Origin of the sequence: Chelatococcus sp. YT9, assembly GCF_018398315.1 — a bacterium.
In the GTDB taxonomy this organism is placed as follows: Bacteria; Pseudomonadota; Alphaproteobacteria; order Rhizobiales; family Beijerinckiaceae; genus Chelatococcus.
The window spans coordinates 3,315,694-3,330,837 of the sequence record NZ_JAHBRW010000001.1; the positions used below are offsets into that span (position 1 = coordinate 3,315,694).

General features: G+C 60.8%; 22 protein-coding genes and 1 tRNA gene. 18 read left to right on the forward strand and 5 right to left on the reverse strand.

Going from position 1 to position 15,144, the window contains the following annotated elements; translation table 11 throughout:
- Positions 1-36 precede the first annotated feature (36 nt).
- The 16 genes from KIO76_RS15235 to KIO76_RS15305 all read left to right on the forward strand — a co-directional run bounded on the left by KIO76_RS15235 (position 37) and on the right by KIO76_RS15305 (position 9,420).
- Entirely contained in the window at positions 37-1,365 is a 1,329-nt protein-coding gene (locus KIO76_RS15235) for a collagen-like domain-containing protein (RefSeq protein WP_213324055.1), read from the forward strand.
- 3 nt (positions 1,366-1,368) lie between these two features.
- A complete protein-coding gene (locus KIO76_RS15240; protein ID WP_213324056.1) occupies positions 1,369-2,316 on the forward strand; it encodes a beta propeller repeat protein in 948 nt (315 codons plus the stop codon).
- Positions 2,316-2,912, forward strand: coding sequence for a DUF4376 domain-containing protein (locus tag KIO76_RS15245; RefSeq protein ID WP_213324057.1), 597 nt, complete (start codon positions 2,316-2,318; stop codon positions 2,910-2,912). The genes KIO76_RS15240 and KIO76_RS15245 overlap by 1 nt, the downstream gene beginning before the upstream one ends.
- A gap of 62 nt (positions 2,913-2,974) precedes the next feature.
- Positions 2,975-3,283 (forward strand): hypothetical protein, encoded by a 309-nt coding sequence (locus tag KIO76_RS15250; protein ID WP_213324058.1) that lies wholly within the window; start codon positions 2,975-2,977, stop codon positions 3,281-3,283.
- Positions 3,283-4,104, forward strand: a complete 822-nt coding sequence (locus KIO76_RS15255; RefSeq protein WP_213324059.1) for a hypothetical protein — start codon at positions 3,283-3,285, stop codon at positions 4,102-4,104. The genes KIO76_RS15250 and KIO76_RS15255 overlap by 1 nt, the downstream gene beginning before the upstream one ends.
- On the forward strand, positions 4,101-4,436 hold the full coding sequence (locus KIO76_RS15260) for a hypothetical protein (RefSeq protein WP_213324060.1): 336 nt from the start codon (positions 4,101-4,103) through the stop codon (positions 4,434-4,436). The genes KIO76_RS15255 and KIO76_RS15260 overlap by 4 nt, the downstream gene beginning before the upstream one ends.
- Before the next feature lie 266 nt (positions 4,437-4,702).
- Entirely contained in the window at positions 4,703-4,927 is a 225-nt protein-coding gene (locus KIO76_RS31765; RefSeq protein ID WP_502761857.1) for a DUF7940 domain-containing protein, read from the forward strand.
- A complete protein-coding gene (locus tag KIO76_RS15265) occupies positions 4,924-5,409 on the forward strand; it encodes a lysozyme (protein WP_213324061.1) in 486 nt (161 codons plus the stop codon). The genes KIO76_RS31765 and KIO76_RS15265 overlap by 4 nt, the downstream gene beginning before the upstream one ends.
- The gene (locus KIO76_RS15270; protein WP_213324062.1) at positions 5,406-5,807 is read left to right on the forward strand and encodes a hypothetical protein; all 402 of its coding nucleotides are present in this window, start codon (positions 5,406-5,408) and stop codon (positions 5,805-5,807) included. Before KIO76_RS15265 ends, KIO76_RS15270 begins: the two co-directional genes overlap by 4 nt.
- Before the next feature lie 40 nt (positions 5,808-5,847).
- Positions 5,848-5,976, forward strand: a complete 129-nt coding sequence (locus KIO76_RS31375; RefSeq protein WP_283771440.1) for a hypothetical protein — start codon at positions 5,848-5,850, stop codon at positions 5,974-5,976.
- Positions 5,973-6,236, forward strand: coding sequence for a hypothetical protein (locus KIO76_RS15280; protein WP_213324064.1), 264 nt, complete (start codon positions 5,973-5,975; stop codon positions 6,234-6,236). Before KIO76_RS31375 ends, KIO76_RS15280 begins: the two co-directional genes overlap by 4 nt.
- Before the next feature lie 27 nt (positions 6,237-6,263).
- A complete protein-coding gene (locus tag KIO76_RS15285; RefSeq protein WP_213324065.1) occupies positions 6,264-6,908 on the forward strand; it encodes a S1 family peptidase in 645 nt (214 codons plus the stop codon).
- On the forward strand, positions 6,905-8,143 hold the full coding sequence (locus KIO76_RS15290; protein WP_213324066.1) for a helix-turn-helix domain-containing protein: 1,239 nt from the start codon (positions 6,905-6,907) through the stop codon (positions 8,141-8,143). The genes KIO76_RS15285 and KIO76_RS15290 overlap by 4 nt, the downstream gene beginning before the upstream one ends.
- Positions 8,140-8,592: a DUF1937 family protein gene (locus KIO76_RS15295; protein WP_213324067.1), complete on the forward strand. Its 453-nt coding sequence runs from the start codon at positions 8,140-8,142 to the stop codon at positions 8,590-8,592. Before KIO76_RS15290 ends, KIO76_RS15295 begins: the two co-directional genes overlap by 4 nt.
- 4 nt (positions 8,593-8,596) lie before the next feature.
- Positions 8,597-8,896, forward strand: a complete 300-nt coding sequence (locus KIO76_RS15300; RefSeq protein WP_213324068.1) for a DUF6378 domain-containing protein — start codon at positions 8,597-8,599, stop codon at positions 8,894-8,896.
- A 77-nt stretch (positions 8,897-8,973) separates the two neighbouring features.
- Entirely contained in the window at positions 8,974-9,420 is a 447-nt protein-coding gene (locus KIO76_RS15305; RefSeq protein WP_213324069.1) for a hypothetical protein, read from the forward strand.
- Here the strand turns inward: KIO76_RS15305 and KIO76_RS15310 are convergent.
- From KIO76_RS15310 to KIO76_RS15320, 3 genes are all read right to left on the reverse strand, one after another.
- Positions 9,389-10,117 (reverse strand): SOS response-associated peptidase, encoded by a 729-nt coding sequence (locus KIO76_RS15310; protein ID WP_213324070.1) that lies wholly within the window; start codon positions 10,115-10,117, stop codon positions 9,389-9,391. The two genes, KIO76_RS15305 and KIO76_RS15310, sit on opposite strands and share 32 nt — an antisense overlap.
- 1 nt (position 10,118) lies before the next feature.
- Entirely contained in the window at positions 10,119-10,439 is a 321-nt protein-coding gene (locus KIO76_RS15315; RefSeq protein WP_213324071.1) for a hypothetical protein, read from the reverse strand.
- Between the two features lie 498 nt (positions 10,440-10,937).
- A tRNA-Val gene (locus KIO76_RS15320) sits at positions 10,938-11,012 on the reverse strand.
- Positions 11,013-11,333: 321 nt separating this feature from the next.
- Between KIO76_RS15320 and KIO76_RS15325 the strand changes: the two genes are divergently transcribed.
- Positions 11,334-13,361 carry a hypothetical protein gene (locus tag KIO76_RS15325; RefSeq protein ID WP_213324072.1) on the forward strand — a complete coding sequence of 676 codons (2,028 nt, stop codon included), beginning with the start codon at positions 11,334-11,336 and terminating at the stop codon, positions 13,359-13,361.
- 55 nt (positions 13,362-13,416) lie between these two features.
- Here KIO76_RS15325 and gph read toward each other — a convergent pair whose 3' ends face one another.
- A complete protein-coding gene (gene gph, locus KIO76_RS15330) occupies positions 13,417-14,109 on the reverse strand; it encodes a phosphoglycolate phosphatase (RefSeq protein ID WP_213324073.1) in 693 nt (230 codons plus the stop codon).
- 221 nt (positions 14,110-14,330) lie between these two features.
- Here gph and KIO76_RS15335 point away from each other — a divergent pair, with 221 nt between their 5' ends.
- The gene (locus KIO76_RS15335; RefSeq protein ID WP_249729610.1) at positions 14,331-14,762 is read left to right on the forward strand and encodes a hypothetical protein; all 432 of its coding nucleotides are present in this window, start codon (positions 14,331-14,333) and stop codon (positions 14,760-14,762) included.
- Between the two features lie 29 nt (positions 14,763-14,791).
- Here KIO76_RS15335 and KIO76_RS15340 read toward each other — a convergent pair whose 3' ends face one another.
- Positions 14,792-15,025 (reverse strand): hypothetical protein, encoded by a 234-nt coding sequence (locus KIO76_RS15340; RefSeq protein WP_213324074.1) that lies wholly within the window; start codon positions 15,023-15,025, stop codon positions 14,792-14,794.
- Positions 15,026-15,144: the final 119 nt, after the last annotated feature.

A 15,144-nucleotide genomic window follows, 5' to 3' on the forward strand; every position in this document is an offset into this window, starting at 1 on the left:
GCGGCGCCTAAGGGGCGCTTTTTTTATGAGGTAGCGATGGCTGGCCTTTCAGATTTTGGCGACGGAACAGAAATCCCGCCGCAGTACGGCCCTGTGCCCGGCCATCAGTGGGATGGGACCAAGCTGCGGTTGCTCAACCCGGACGGAACGCCGGGCGTGTGGACCGATCTTGAGGGACCCGAAGGGCCTGAAGGTGGAGTGGGGCCTGCTGGTCCATCCGGAGAGACAGGCCCAAAGGGTGACAAGGGCGACAAAGGCGATCCGGGTGCGACAGGCGCGACGGGCGCAAAAGGAGACACTGGCGATACCGGGCCGAAGGGCGATAAAGGCGACAAGGGAGACCAGGGCAACCAAGGCATTCAGGGCACTGCTGGCAACAAAGGCTGGTCTCCGGTCTTTGCCGGTGTCAGCGACGGCGCGCGCCGCGTCCTCCAAGTATATGATTGGACTGGTGGAGAAGGAACAAAGCCGGCGACGGGCAGCTATGTCGGGGCATCCGGCCTCACAAACACGATTGGCGATGCCGTCGATATCCGGGGCCCGCAGGGAGCGGGCGCGGGTGACGTCACAACGTCAGGGGCTGTTACGGCCGGGCATATCGCCGTCTATGCGGATACGAGCGGTGATGTCATTCAGGATGGCGGTGCGCCGTTCTCCGGCGACTACGACGATCTCTCGAATAAGCCTAGCCTCGCTCCTGTGGCGACATCTGGCGATTATGCAGATCTAGCGGGAGCGCCGTCGCTTGCGCCGGTTGCCACTTCGGGCTCCTACGGCGACCTTTCCGGGAGGCCAACGCTGGCACCCGTCGCTACTAGCGGTGCTTATTCCGATTTGTCCGGAACACCTACGCTTGGCTCCTTGGCCGCCAAATCGGCCGTCAACAACGCGGATTGGTCCGGCACCGATCTCTCTGTTGCCAACGGCGGGACGGGCGGGTCGGATGCCGCTACCGCGAGGACAAATCTCGGTCTGGTCATCGGCACCAACGTCCAAGCCTATGACGCAGACACTGCCAAAACCGACGTTGCGCAGACATGGAGTGCCGCGCAGCAGTTCGGTCAAATCGCAGGCACCACGACGGCGGTGGCTGCTTCTGCCATTGACTGCTCCCTCGGAAACGTCTTCACCAAGACGACATCCAGCAATACGACCTTCACCGTGTCGAATGTGCCGTCTTCAAAGGCTTACGGCTTCACACTGGTCCTGACCTATACCTCAGGAACGATCACGTGGTTCACGGGCGTCCAGTGGCGCGATGGGACGGCACCGACGTTCACAGGCGGCAAGGTCTATTTCGTCATCTTCGAAACTACGAATGGCGGCTCGACCTGGCGCGGTGCAGCGCTCGAATTCAATGGGTGAGCCATGGATCCGATGACGCGCTCACTGTTCATGGCGGCTGCGAGAAAAAAGCCGCCGGTGATTGTTGCTGGCGCTCCAAGCAACTACATCGTCCGCTCCGAGGATGGCGTTAATTGGAGCGCCGTCTATAATTCGGGAAGCTCTGGCCAGTACATCCAGCAGATTATTTGGGCCGGCGGGATGTTCGTTGCTGTTAGTTACGGCGGCGGCATTATCACGTCCCCCGACGGCACCAACTGGACCCAAAGGATCGGCGGTAACTTCTACAGCGTGGCCTACGGCAACGGCATGTTTATTGCCATGGGCGAGGTCTATTATTCGTCGCCCGACGGGATAACCTGGACCTCACGCAATCTGTCTACGCTGACGGGAACTCAAGGGCCGGACTTCGTGACCGCGGTGGCCTTCAACGGCAACACCTGGGTCTGCATGGGCGTTACCGGCGCGACAAGCCGCCCCTACACGAAGACGGGTTCGCCCATTTCCGGGGGCTGGACAGCGCAAGCCACCCTGACGGGGACCGATAATTTTGGGCGCATGAAGTATACGGCCGGCGCATACTACATGCTGAGGCAAAGCTCGAGCGGTGTACTGTATCGCTCGACCAATGACGGCGTGAATTTCAGCAACGCGGGCATCTCGACCGCTAGCAACTGCGGTGCGGACTGGGCATATAATGGAAGTCTGTGGGCGGCGGTCGGCACGAACGGCACGACGCCTCAACTCAAGACTTCCTCCGATATCAGCGCCTCGTGGACGACGGTCAATACATCATTCTTCACCAGCGCCGCGATCGCTGCCGTCGAGTGGGTCCCTGGCCTCGACCTTTGGATAATCGGCGGAACAGATGGCCTGATGGCCTACTCGCCTGACGGGATCAACTGGACCCTCGGCAGCGTCACAGGGCTCGGCACGCGAGCCATCCAAGCCATTGCATATGGATACATCTGATGCACGCACTCATCCAAGCAGGCGAGGTTGTCGCCTATCCCTACACAGACTGGCAATTACGGCAGGACAACCCCAACACCAGCTTTCCCTCTGCAATGGATGACACGGTGCGGGCTGGCTTTGGGATGTACCCCGTCACGGCAACTCCAGTTCCTGCTGGCAAACGTGCGATCGGCACGACGGCCGGCTATGTCGAAGGTGAGCTTGTCGAGATCCACACGCTCGAGGACATCCCGCTTGCGGAACTGAAAGCGGAGAAGCTAGCCGCACTGGCGCAACGCCGCTGGGAAGCGGAAACAGGTGGCGTCACGGTCGAGGGAGCAGTCATCCGCACAGACGCAACCAGCCAGGCCAAGATCACAGGCGCCGTCTCGCTGTTTCAAGCTGACCAGACGCTGACCTCCATGGACTGGGAGGCGCAACCGGGCGTGTACGTCGAGGTTGACGCAGCAGACATGACCGCAATCGGCATTGCCGTTGGGCGCCATGTCCAGGCGTGCTTCAGCCATGCACGCAGCTTCGCGGAAGCGATCAACGCGGCGCAAGACTTCGCCACCTTGGACAGCATCGACATCCACTCTGGCTGGCCTTCGTAGGCCTCACACAACATCACAGCAAGAAGCCGCCTCCGGGCGGCATTTTTATTTGGAGGCCAGGAATGGCAATCGCTTACGTTGAATTCGGTCAGGCAGCCTCATCGGGCATATCTAGCGGCCTTCACCTTGGTCTGCCCACATCATCCGAGAAAATCACGATCTCTGCTTCAAACGCTGTCTCGACCGGCGCGGTGGCCAATGACGCCAAGGGCGCGGGCGTCGTTCGCGTCACGGTCGATGTCGATGTGTGGATTGCGAGCGGCCTTTCTCCAGATGCTGGGGCGGCTCCGCGTCGTGTGCTCTTGGCCGGCAGTTCGATCGACCTCCTTGTACCGGCTGGCCACAAGATCGCAGTGAAGGCGCTCGACTAATGCCGGGCCTTTCGCTCTCGCTTGGCTTGGGCGTCGGGAAGCCAGGGCGATCCGGTGGGCCCAGCTATGACGCTCGCGCGAAGGCAGTCTTCGACTTCTGGGAGAGTGTTGGGGCGGCCCCGTCCGCCGGCGTGAAGTCGCTCCTCAACGAGACGATCGTTGCCCTGCAGGACTTCGGTCTCTGGTCGGAAGCCGATCTCCTCGCCTTCACCGCTGCGACCAACATGATCCATGGCGTGACGGATTTGAAGAACCCAGACGCTTCAAAGATCTTCTCTCTGTCGAACTCACCGACATGGACGGATCGGTATGGGTGGACCGGCAATGGGACTTCCAGCTACGTCGGCACGTGGCTTAATCCGGCGAGCAACGGTGTGCGCTGGACGGTCAACGATGCCGGTGTCTGGTCGTACACGGACACCGATTTGGCGGTATCAGTGCCGGATGTCGGGGCTGGCGAAACCTACGCGGCGTTCTGTATCTCGCGTGGTTCGACGGGCTCCATGGGCGGTCAGATCAATCGCGTCAGCGGTGCAACCACGCTCGCGACTGTTGCGTCGTCTGCCGGTGTGACGGGGATCTCCCGCATCGACGCGAATACCGAACGGATTTGGCGTGATGGCGTCCAACAAGCGGAGGCCACCGTCTCTGCTGTCGGACGGCCTACAGGGCAGTTCCGCATCTGCGGTCGATCACCTTCCACCTTCAGCACGCGACGGGTGGGCTTCGTGATGGCTGGCGCGTCCTGCGTCGGTAAGGAAGCGAACCTCAACACCGTGGTCCAGAACTACATCACCAAAATCAAGGTCGTTGCAGCATGAGCGTCGAGAACAAATTCATCATCACCGCCGCGCAGAAAGTTGCCCTCGAAGCGCTGAGCAACCCGACGAGCATACCCCCCGTGTACATCGCGCCTCGCGCCATCGACACGGCGTCACCGGGCGTCGGGATCAACCTGAACCCGGATGCGATCGAATTCGAGGCGGGCGCCGTCGTCGATCTCGTCGGCAAGTTCGTGGCGCCGAAGCGCATCATCGACGATCCGGCTTACATCGCCAATGCGGCGGCGATGGTGGCCTACCTGCGCGATCTGCCTTTCGCCCTCCTGGAAGACGAGACGGTACACGCGCCTGAACCGCCGATCGATATCTAAGCCCGCCCCCGGCTGCTGGCCTGAGCCGGGGAAAATGGCAGCCGAGGACGGTACCTCATCGCCGGGGGAGCGGTTTTGAGGTCGCCCCATCGGAACACGGCCTAGACCGCGCCGCAAGCTGATCTGATCTTCGGAGACACCCAAATGAAACTTTTGCTGATCGTGGCGCTAGTCGCCGCGGCCGTGAGCGCGTGCGCGTCTCGTGAGAGCAGCTACTGGGCTGGTGTTGCTCAAGGCGCAAAGCACGTCGTTGAAGGCGGGAACCGGTGAGGCTCGTCCCGAACTGGAGACGAGTGCTCCGGTACGCGTGGTCTGTCCGGCTGCTGACGATCGCGTTCTTTCTATCAGGCCTTGAGGCGGCAGTTCCGTTCCTTGATGGCGTCCTTCCCATTCCGCGCGGTGCCTTTGCGTTGCTCGCCTTCGTGGCGACCGGCGGGGCGTTCGTTGCGCGCTTGATTGCTCAGCAGAGCGTTTCCGGAGCAAATGAATGAACAGCCGTCTTAAGAAGGCGGGCGCTGGCGTCGGTGTCGTCACCGCTGCTGGCTTGCTCGCTATTCAAGTCGTGGGGGGCTTGGAAGGCCTTCGCCTCTACGCCTACCGAGATGTGATAGGTGTGTTAACAGCGTGCTATGGCGAGACGAAGGGCATTAAGCCCGGCATGAGATTCAGCAAGGCGACTTGCGACAATATGCTGATCGATAGCCTTGTCGAGCACGAGGCGGGAATGCGGCGCTGCCTCAGGGATCCTGACAGCCTGCCCACTGAAGTCTACGTCGCGAACCTCTCTCTTGCCTACAACATCGGGGTTGGCGGCTTCTGCAAATCGACGCTGGTCCGCAGGCAGAATGCGGGTGACATCCGGGGCTCCTGCGATGAATTCCGCAAGTTCGTCTATGCCGGCGGCAAGGTTGTAAAGGGTCTGCAGAACCGTCGTGAGACCGAGCGCAACCTTTGCCTGAAGGGTGCGGCATGAACGCTATCGCCTCAGCCCTCGGCATCCCCCCGATAGCCGTCTATGCCGTCCTTGCGATCCTCGCGGCTGGTGGGTTTTGGGGCTACGGCGCTCTCAAATATCACGACGGCTATGTCGCCGGAAAAGCCGAGGCATCAAATGCCGCGGAGGCCGCTCGTCTCGTCGAGCGTGAACGGCAAGACAGGATCAATGCGGACGCTCGTGAAGCCGCCCGCAAGCGCGAGGAATGGCTCGCCAAAGAAAACACCCGCCTCCAATCCCTCCTCGACGAGAACGCCAATGCGGCTGATCAAGATCCTCGCCGCGACGAGCCTGCTTTGTCCTCTGATGGCGTGCAGCGCCTCAACAAGGTTCGTCGCCTCTCCCCCAAGCCTATCTCCCCCACCGGGGAGCTTTGAAATGGATTGCCCGGATCCGGTCCAGCTTCCGAGCGGCCCGATGAAGCAACGGGACGTTGAGCGCTACTGGAGCCGGGATCGTGTCTCGCTGATTGAATGCGGCGATCGGCATGCAGCATTGCGTGACTTCTACCGGCAGCGCGACGGCGGCCTGAGGGCGAAGCCATGAGTGACGCCATCACAATCAGCAAGGATGAGCTGCGGGCAATCGTGCAGGAGGCCGTCAAGGACGCTCTCCATGACATGGGCCTTCGCGCCGATGAGCCCGCTCATATCGATGAAGCCCGTGAGGACTTCCGTTTTATTCGTCGGTTGCGCAAGGCGATCGACAGTGCTGCCGGCAAGATCGGGATGGCCATCATCCTAGCGATAATGGGCGGCCTCGGCTGGCTCATCATCTCCGGCGGCAAAGCCTTCCTCGGCAAATAATTCCCCCTCCCACATAAAGGACATCTCATGTCCCGCTGGATCGCAGCGGCGCTGGCCACTATCGGCTTTGCGCTGGCAGCTGCTTATTGCCTCGCGTCTTACGCAACGGCTACTCCCGCCCCCAAGGCCGGCTCAGTCGTCAAAGTCATCAATGGTCCCGGCCATGGTTCGGGCACCCACATTGGAAATGGATACATCCTCACAGCAGCCCATGTCATACGGGAGGCTGATTCCGTCGACATCCTTTCAGACCAGGGGCTGACGACGAAAGCCGAGGTTCTTTGGGTCAACAAGGCTTATGATGTTGCGCTAATCCGCGATGAGGCGATGCAGGCTGCGATATCCCCGCTTGCTTGCAAGCCATTGGCGGAAGGCGCTTCCGTCACGCTGATCGGTAATCCCGCAGACGTTGAATTCGTGAAGGTTCAGGCCTCGATAGCAGGCAAGTCTAGGCCATACGCCAGATGGCGTAACGTCTCTGTCGTAAGCGGGCCAATCGTGCCGGGCATGTCTGGCGGTGGGATGTTCGATAGGGCAGGGAATCTCAGGGGAATTGTTGTCGGCGTGATGCTGGCACCCACAGGAATGTTTGCCTCATCCATGGTTGGGATTGGCTATGCCGTGCCATCCTCTGCGGTATGCGCTCTGATGGGCCGGGCGGTGCCGGCATGAATCCGGGTCTGTCCGCCGCACAGATGAAAGAAGCCCTCGCGGCATACGCTGCCCATGGCAACAATATGGTTGCGGCAGCTCGATCGCTTGGCCTTCCGAGAGGAACACTCGCCAACCGCATTCGACGGGCACGCGACCTGATCAGCAACAATCCAGATATGACGGATAAACCGCCCGAAGTGGTCAGACGTGAAGTCCACGATGCTGCATTCTGGCGCAAGCGATGGAATGAAACATCCAAGGATCTGGCCAAGGCCGAAAGGCTGGTTGCGGAGATGGGTGGGATTGCAGGGCGTCCCGTCGAATCGGTGCCTTGGCTTGCCCCTTCTCGTGAAAAAACGGGGAGGGCGGCTGGCCTGATCCATATTTCAGATCTCCACCTTGGCGAGGTTGTCGACCCTGACGAAATCCTTGGTCTCAATGCCTATGACACGAGCATCGCCAAGCGACGGCTGCAGCGCCTGTTCGACGCGGCGATAGAGATCCTGCCGAGGTGGTCGACAGATTGCCAGATGGCCGGGGTTGTGGTCGCACTCAATGGCGATCTGATATCAGGCGATATCCACGACGAGCTTCGCCGGACGAACGCCCTTACGAGCCAAGAGCAAGTCTGGATGGCGACTGATTTGCTGGCAGCCGGCCTCACCAAGCTCGCGGGTGAATTCGGCGCCGTGTTCGTCGCGGTGACCCCAGGAAACCACGGAAGGACCACGCACAAGCCGGAAGCCAAGCAGGTCACGAAGCTTTCCTATGACATGATGATCGGAGAGTGCCTCCGGCGTCATTTCGAGGGGGATGGCCGCGTGACGGTTCATCTCGCGACGGGGCGCGATGCGGTCTATCCGATTTTCGCTTGGACAGTCTTCCAATCCCATGGCGATGCCATCGGGACAAAAGGCGGAATGGGCTTCGCCGGCCCCATGCTCCCGATCGTACGCGGCACGAAGCTGGTGGAGCTCCAGGGCGCCCGGGCGTCCCGGCAGTACGATCTCATTCTCACCGGGCATTATCACACGTCTGGAAACCCGGGACGAACGCTCGCGAATGGTTCGGTCGTCGGTTACGCCGAATACCCGAACGGACTTCGCTGCGCCCTCGAACCTCCCCAGCAGTGGCTTGCCCTAATGACCGAGAGATGGGGCCTGAGAGAACGCTGCGAGATCAAGCTGGAAGATCCAGTCCCGCCGCCTCTCCCTCGGGTCCGCGTTCCCGCAACCATGGCGAGGTCGGCATGATCGTCACTCGCTATGCCAAACCCACTTTAACAGCGGCCAACGCTAATAAAGCCTCAGGCGATTCGTTTTACCAAGTGGCCCCGAAACTCGACGATCTCCGCGATCTGCCGGGGTTCGTCTATCTAGGCCAGCCATTCACGATGTATCAGCATGGTCACCGAGCCGCCGCCTATGACGGGTCGCGTGCCGCCGCGAAGCTAATCGAACGGGGGTTCCGTGTCTTTGCCCCCATACCGCATTCCCACCGGATCGCAGAGGTCGGCAACCTCTCCCAGACCGATCAAACCCTGTGGGAATACCAGGACAAGCCGTTTGTCGACGCGGCCTCCTCACTGATTGTTCTGATGCTTCCCGGCTGGGACAGGTCCAAGGGCCTCGCTCATGAGATCGATCAGTTTGAGAAAGCCGGGAAACCCGTAGTTTACCTCAGCCTTTCGGATCTGGATTAAACCGATGAAAGCAGGATGCATCGCATCAACCGCTGCCGAGCTTGTGTCTGGAGACAGGGACAGACAGCACGGACAGAAGCGGGATAATTTCGAGAGGATCGCCACCCTCTGGAACGGCTATCTTCAGATCCGCCGCGATCCGGAGGCGCCGCTTGATCCGGTGGACGTTGGGCACCTTATGGTGCTGATGAAGCTGGCACGGACGCAGAGCGGTTCGTACAACCTAGACGATCACCTCGATATGGTTGGCTATGCGAGCTGCGCCGGGGAGATCGCCTCGGAACCCTTCACGCCTATCGCGTGAACCGTACCATTTAGGAACCGGCTTGACTCATCCGTTCTTATTTTGTTCCATAGCGGCGGGGCTATGGAGATCGAGCCATGAAGATCACATTAACCATGGACGTGCCTGGCGCCACCAAAGAAGAAGTCAGGCGCGGCCTGCACGCTGCGGCTGCGGTGTTCCAAAAGCACAATGTGTCACCGCTGGACTCGCTGGACGGCTTCTTTGCGCTAGAAGGATGGACAGATACCCACGGGCTTATCCCTTATAGTGAGGAAGACGACCGGGCTATTGATGTCTGGCATGAAGCGGATCGAGCCGCAATCGAGGCGATATGCGCAAACTGGCCAGCCGATCGAGAACGTCCGGAGACGTCCGGAATGGATGTCGTGAAGCCCGAAGGTGGCTGGCCCGATCAAGGTCCTGAGGGTGAGGATGACCCTGACGACGACGGGCAAAGCCAGTATGACTACGAGAGCCACCGCCGCTTCAAAGAACAGTACGACGAGGCCGTCAAAGAGACGGAAGCGCCTCGTCGGTCTTGACGCCTCGCGCCACGATTTGCAGCGAGCCGTCCGGGAGCGGGCGCTGTAGGTCCTTGGCCTCGCTCCACGGCGCCCGCATCCAGATTTCCCGCTCCGCCTCGGTGGTGAGGATGACGGGCATGGCCTTCGGGTGGACCGCTCCGACCTCAGCATTCGGGTCCGTGGTCAGGAAGGCGTAGAGGTCGGCAACCTCCATCCCGGTCTTGACCTTGCGGACGCTCGGCCAACGCTCCGTCCAGATACCGGCGAAGAAGGCGAGAGGGCGCTCATCATTGAACGCGAACCAGATGTCGCCGCCGGCCTCTCTGTTGAACTCGCTGAATGAGGTGAAGGGCACGAGGCACCGATTGTCTGGCCCAAGCCAGCGCTGCCAGTGCTTGCTATCCGTATTGCGGACATTGGTCGTGCCGCTGTCCGGCTCCATCTTCAGCAATTCCTTGAAGTCGACCGCCAGGCCCTTGGCCTCGAGCTTCTCGGCGCGCTTCTTCGCGGCTTGCATCAGTGCGAACTGGGACGACGGCATCCCCCATCGTGCTAGAGCCAAGGCCCGCCCGTTTGGCCCATGGCGCACGATCGGCGCTGAATAGTCGGGGAAGACGCCCGGCATGCGCTGCAGGTTGCCCGTGTAATCCTCGAACGCCTTCGCCAGCTCGCGGATAGCCTGCTGGCCTTTGGTCACGGAATAAAGATTGCACACATCAGCCTCGCCGCTTTGGTTTTGCCGTTCCCTTCTTCCACTGCGCCCATGCGTGCCCCCGGCCACGTTCGCGAGGGTCGCAAATCTCGCCCCCGAACCTGTGCGCGAACACAAGAGCATGGGCCTCATCTGCGAAGCAAAAGACATTGTACCACTCGTCTTGATAGCAGACGGAATGGCCGCGCGGTGGGCAATTTTTATCCTCGCGGAAGGCCTGGATTTCATTGTAGCGGCGACGCGTCACGAGATGATGCAAGGCCACCTGATGGGGCCAATCCCGGTCGATCGTGCTCGCCGACAGTTCGCCTTTACGCTTAGTCATCCTGGCCCTCGTCACCGATCATTTTCATCATCGGCGAGATACGGTGAAACTGCCGTGTCCGGCGCAGATGCCAGACCCACGGCTTGGTCTCGGCGCTGACGCTCATCCCGCCGCGACGCAGGCACGTCTGACAGCGAAAGCGGCTCGTTAGCTCCTTGATGTCGAGACTGTCAGGGCCGGGCACTCTGGTCGGGTCGACACTAGCGCGGTGGCTGCACAGGGGGCAGCTGACGGAAAGGGGGACGCTCGCCTTTCGTAGTTCGCCAAGTCTCACGGGCGGGAGGTCGACCATTTCTACACCGGGTTTCGCGACCCCATGGCCGCCTCTCGGCGCAGTCTCGCGGAGGTGGAGCGCTCTGTCTGTGCGGAGAGTCACACCGTGAACGGAACGGGAACGTGCAGCGCCTCAGGTCAGCAAACTGTGGCGCAAACTGTGGCGGACCCAATTTGCTGATTCGGGGGTGCCGTCTTAACGAATTGAAATCATTGGGAAAATAATGGTGGGTGCGACAGGGATTGAACCTGTGACCCCTGCCGTGTGAAGGCAGTGCTCTCCCGCTGAGCTACGCACCCATCAATAGGCGACACCAAAAGCATAGGCGCTGGCTGAAGGCAAGCCCTATGGTCCCTTCACGTCAAAAAAGGTGGGGACGCTCACGCCGCTGTGAGGTGCGATAGAGTGGCTGGCGCCTGCAACCTTGCGGGCGCGGCATAGGCAATGAGAATTGTCTGCATCACTTGCCAGCCAAGCGATCTTTGTAGCATTGAGGCAGAGCGTTTGCGCGGGGTAGCTAGGACTGTATCCCTACTTTCAAAGGATGCACCGTGGTTGTTGATGAGACCGTTCGAAAAATGGGGCGTTTCGGCGGGGCAATATTTCAAGATGCCAAGCGGATGGATCTCGCCGTTTTCATTTCCACGGCAATAGCAACCATTCTCATTTATCTCAGCGCTTATCGCCACAGTCCGATAAAGCCGCGCGCGGCCATGGAAGGGAGTGGCTGGTGGGCCTGGCATGATCAGTGGAAGTATCTGCAGTCTACGCTCGCCTTTTCGCAGGGGAATCTGGAAGCTGGGCATCATTGGTATCTGCCGGGTTATTCTCTCGTGGGCGTGCCTTTTGTCCATCTGACGCCCGCAAATCCTTTCCTGGTCCCCAATCTGCTCTGCCTGCTTGCGGCGCTTTGGCTGTCGGGGGCGTTGCTCGCCGCCATTCTGCCAAGCTGGCGTTGGGCGCGTATCACCGGATGGCTGACGTTTTTTGCGACGACTGTCCTGTACCCCATCAGCCTGAACGCCTGGGTGATCCCTTGGACGACGACGCTTGCGGTGCCGTTGGTGTTGTTGTGCCTTTGGGCCCTCGTAAGGGTAGCGAGCGGAGGACGCCCCGCGGTCCTCGGTGCCATCGCTGGCGTATCCGGGTCCCTGATCGCCGCCGCGCGTCCTGTCGATGCGCTCGTGGTGCTGGGTGTGGCCGGCACCGTGACCTGCATGAGCCTCCTGTGGCAACGTGCTCCTATTCGGTCGGGGGCCGCTTTTATCCTTGGCGGCATTGCCGGAAGCGTGGTTGGCGCTGTGCTTCTCGCGGTTCCCTATCTGCTGATCTATGGTTTCCGGCTGAGCGACTATGTGGCGATGAGTGATCGCATCGGCTTTGAATGGCGCCTCCTGCCGGTGCGCTGGGTGACCTTGGTCATCAGCCCGTATCCGCTCTTTCCCGACGCTCTCGGAAAGGGGCTGGCGGAGCGTTTCCCCTGGATCATCTCAGGTTTTGCCGGAATGATTGCGTGCATCATAGTCACGCCTGGAGCGGCTGCACGCTTCCGCCATCTCATCGTCATTGGAGCGACTGTCGCGTACTTTCTCCTGTATTTGACATATAGAGATCTTCTTCCGGGCGGGATATGGCATTATGGGAATTATCACTATTTCAAATGGACACTCGTTATACTTGGGATATACAGCGTAGTACTAGTTCGCGAACTTTTTGCGCGACCATTGCGGCAGGGGCTCACCGTCGGAGTGATCGCCCTGATCTCGGTCGTGCTCCTGTTCGGTTGGCGCGCTTCGATCAAAACCATCGGCAATTTTGAGACTTCGATCAAAGAGCCGCGTTGGATCGACTTTCCCAAGGGCCTCGTGAGCGTTCACGAGGGGCTTGCTATTCCGGCCGTCGGCACCTGGCTCAGCTTCTACAACGGGCCTCATGCGATCTATCAGGGAGATCGCCATTGGCTGTTCGGCGACTATAAGGCGATGCCTTATCCGGGTGGCTTCGTAATCCTGCCACTGCGTCCATTGCCCCTGGAGCCAGCCTTCCTGCATTTTGGCGTGGATGTCACCTTGCTCAAGCGCGCAGCTGTCAAAGTGTGTCAGCGCTTAACCTTTGGTCTGCCGTGCTGGTTCGGCCGGTGGTCGCGCGCTTGTGCGGTTGCGTTGCCCCTCGTGCCCGATACCGCGCGAATTGGCGAGACACTCTCTGTCGTTGATTCCAGGGCAAGTGTCTTCACGTTCGATTCCTGGGATGAGCCCGAGGCCGCCGGCCGATGGACGAACGGCGGAGAGGCGTCCCTTGTCTTCAATGTGGATGTGCCGGAGGGACAGGGTCTCAAGATCGAGATGGAAAGCCAGGCTTTCGTGCCTGAGGGGCAACCCCCAACATCCGTTGCGGTGGCAGTCAACGGCAAAGCGTTGACGGACTGGGCGATCGATCGCGGCGAACCGGAGTGGTTTTCAGTGGATGTACCGGCGCATCTTCTAAGGCAAGACGGCATTGTCATCGTCCGTTTGACGATTGCCAATCCGCGCATACCCCTGGTCTTTGACCGCACGAGCGCCGACACCCGTGAGCTCGGCATGTTCTTGCGCAACGTGCGATTCAAGCCGCTGCCGCCGGAGGCGCTTGCCCGAACCCGCGAATAGCGAATGCGTCCTCGTTCGCCCAATCAGCCGGCGGCACGACCCAGTGTCAGACGCACTAGGACGCGGTCACCTGGATGGGCAGGCTGGCGACTGCGTCCCAGAGTTCGTCGAAATGATGGATGATGCGATCGGGCCCGAGCTGGTCCACAGGCACCTCCGTGTAGCCGAAAGGAACGGCAATGACGGGAATACCTGCGGCCTTCGCGGTCTTGATGTCGGTAAGCGAGTCGCCCACCATCACCGCCGTCGCGGGATCGCCACCAGCCCGCGCGATGGTTGCAGTCAGATGGCGGGGGTCTGGCTTGTAGACGTCAAACGTATCCCGTCCGCAGATGGCCGCGAAACGATCGGCGACGCCGAGCAGCTCCAGAAGCTTGATGGACTGTGCTTCGAACTTGTTCGTGCACACCGCGAGCGCCCAGCCTGCGTCCGAGAACCGCTTCAGGGAAGCTTCGACGCCGGGAAACAGCTGGCTCATGTCGGCGAGGTGATCGCTGTAATGGACGATGAAATCGGAGAAAAGCCGCTCGAGCTCTTCGGGACTCGCTGTGCGGCCGCTGGCTGCGAGGCCGCGCTCGAGCAGCGCGCGGGCGCCGGCGCCAATCAGATCGCGGGCCTGCTCGAGGGGCAGGGGCGGCAAGTCCTCCCGGGCGAGGATGACGTTGAGCGTCCCGATGAGATCGGGCGCGGTGTCGGCCAACGTGCCGTCGAGGTCGAAAGCCAGAACGCGGGGCGTGAGCTTGTGCATGCCGCGCAGCTAGCCGAAACAGGAGGTTCGCGCAAGGGTGCATATGCGCGAGTATGGACGCCGATACGCCCTTCAGTGAGCGGCTATCCCAATGAGGCCATGGTCATGGGAATGGTGCGGGGGAGGATGGTAGAGTGAGGCGAAGCGATTCGGCGCCGGAGCAGGCGGCCGAACCGTCATGGTCTTCAACGGAATTGAACTGCACGCGTCAGGAAGCGCCTATGATCACATCACCGTTCTTGCTAGCGAAGCGCATCGGCATCGGCCTTTTTGCCGGGGTCGCCCTAGCGGGCGCGGCTCCCTTCGAATTCGTCCCGGCTCCGCAAACCGATCTCAACCGCGTCTATCGGATCGACCGTGTTACGGGGGAAGTGGGAGCGTGCCAGTATGGCCTGAAGGAGGGCACCATCGGCGTCACCTTCTGCTATGCTCCCGGTGAAGGGGCGGGGAAGCAGGTGCCAGGCGAGTACGGTCTGGTTGCATCGCGTCACGAGCGTGAAGGCGGCGTCTTCCGCGTGAACCTCCGCACCGGAGAAATGAGCGTCTGCTACGTGTTCAACGATCAGGTGGTCTGCACGCCGCAGGCAACAACCACGAGCGGTCCGGCGGTTGTTCCCCCGTCCTCTCAGTCCGAGGGGCAGAGCCCGCGCTGATCGCGCGGGTTCTCGGGTGCTCGGCAAGATCAGATTTTTATAGCCATATCAACGCCAGCTGAGCGGGGATCACAGGTCCCTCGCTCCACCTCGTCCATGATGATACGGCGGGTCATTTCCTTGAATGCGCCCCATTCGCCCAGTTCGGCGCCGCAGCCGGAACATCTGACAGAGCTGTGATCGGTGAGGGTTTCGGGAAGCATGATCGCTGAACAATTGCAGGTTTCGCAGGCGTAGTTTGACGTCAGGGCAAAGCCGCTCATCGCTCAGGTCCGTTTTGTGCTGGTCCGTAGTCACTGATGCCACGGTAACCTGCCAAGTCCGCGATGGTTCCCGCAGAGGGCGAGATAACAAGGGCCGCCGGAACGCCTTCTGATTTCTG

Excerpts from the sequence above, each read along its gene's own strand:
- KIO76_RS15235 (WP_213324055.1), top strand. The coding sequence starts at position 37 with ATGGCTGGCCTTTCAGATTTTGGCGACGGAACAGAAATCCCGCCGCAG.
- KIO76_RS15240 (WP_213324056.1), top strand. The coding sequence starts at position 1,369 with ATGGATCCGATGACGCGCTCACTGTTCATGGCGGCTGCGAGAAAAAAG.
- KIO76_RS15245 (WP_213324057.1), top strand. The coding sequence starts at position 2,316 with ATGCACGCACTCATCCAAGCAGGCGAGGTTGTCGCCTATCCCTACACA.
- KIO76_RS15250 (WP_213324058.1), top strand. The coding sequence starts at position 2,975 with ATGGCAATCGCTTACGTTGAATTCGGTCAGGCAGCCTCATCGGGCATA.
- KIO76_RS15255 (WP_213324059.1), top strand. The coding sequence starts at position 3,283 with ATGCCGGGCCTTTCGCTCTCGCTTGGCTTGGGCGTCGGGAAGCCAGGG.
- KIO76_RS15260 (WP_213324060.1), top strand. The coding sequence starts at position 4,101 with ATGAGCGTCGAGAACAAATTCATCATCACCGCCGCGCAGAAAGTTGCC.
- KIO76_RS15265 (WP_213324061.1), top strand. The coding sequence starts at position 4,924 with ATGAACAGCCGTCTTAAGAAGGCGGGCGCTGGCGTCGGTGTCGTCACC.
- KIO76_RS15270 (WP_213324062.1), top strand. The coding sequence starts at position 5,406 with ATGAACGCTATCGCCTCAGCCCTCGGCATCCCCCCGATAGCCGTCTAT.
- KIO76_RS31375 (WP_283771440.1), top strand. The coding sequence starts at position 5,848 with ATGAAGCAACGGGACGTTGAGCGCTACTGGAGCCGGGATCGTGTCTCG.
- KIO76_RS15280 (WP_213324064.1), top strand. The coding sequence starts at position 5,973 with ATGAGTGACGCCATCACAATCAGCAAGGATGAGCTGCGGGCAATCGTG.
- KIO76_RS15285 (WP_213324065.1), top strand. The coding sequence starts at position 6,264 with ATGTCCCGCTGGATCGCAGCGGCGCTGGCCACTATCGGCTTTGCGCTG.
- KIO76_RS15290 (WP_213324066.1), top strand. The coding sequence starts at position 6,905 with ATGAATCCGGGTCTGTCCGCCGCACAGATGAAAGAAGCCCTCGCGGCA.
- KIO76_RS15295 (WP_213324067.1), top strand. The coding sequence starts at position 8,140 with ATGATCGTCACTCGCTATGCCAAACCCACTTTAACAGCGGCCAACGCT.
- KIO76_RS15300 (WP_213324068.1), top strand. The coding sequence starts at position 8,597 with ATGAAAGCAGGATGCATCGCATCAACCGCTGCCGAGCTTGTGTCTGGA.
- KIO76_RS15305 (WP_213324069.1), top strand. The coding sequence starts at position 8,974 with ATGAAGATCACATTAACCATGGACGTGCCTGGCGCCACCAAAGAAGAA.
- KIO76_RS15315 (WP_213324071.1), bottom strand. The coding sequence starts at position 10,439 with ATGACTAAGCGTAAAGGCGAACTGTCGGCGAGCACGATCGACCGGGAT.
- KIO76_RS15325 (WP_213324072.1), top strand. The coding sequence starts at position 11,334 with ATGGATCTCGCCGTTTTCATTTCCACGGCAATAGCAACCATTCTCATT.
- gph (WP_213324073.1), bottom strand. The coding sequence starts at position 14,109 with ATGCACAAGCTCACGCCCCGCGTTCTGGCTTTCGACCTCGACGGCACG.
- KIO76_RS15335 (WP_249729610.1), top strand. The coding sequence starts at position 14,331 with ATGATCACATCACCGTTCTTGCTAGCGAAGCGCATCGGCATCGGCCTT.
- KIO76_RS15340 (WP_213324074.1), bottom strand. The coding sequence starts at position 15,025 with ATGAGCGGCTTTGCCCTGACGTCAAACTACGCCTGCGAAACCTGCAAT.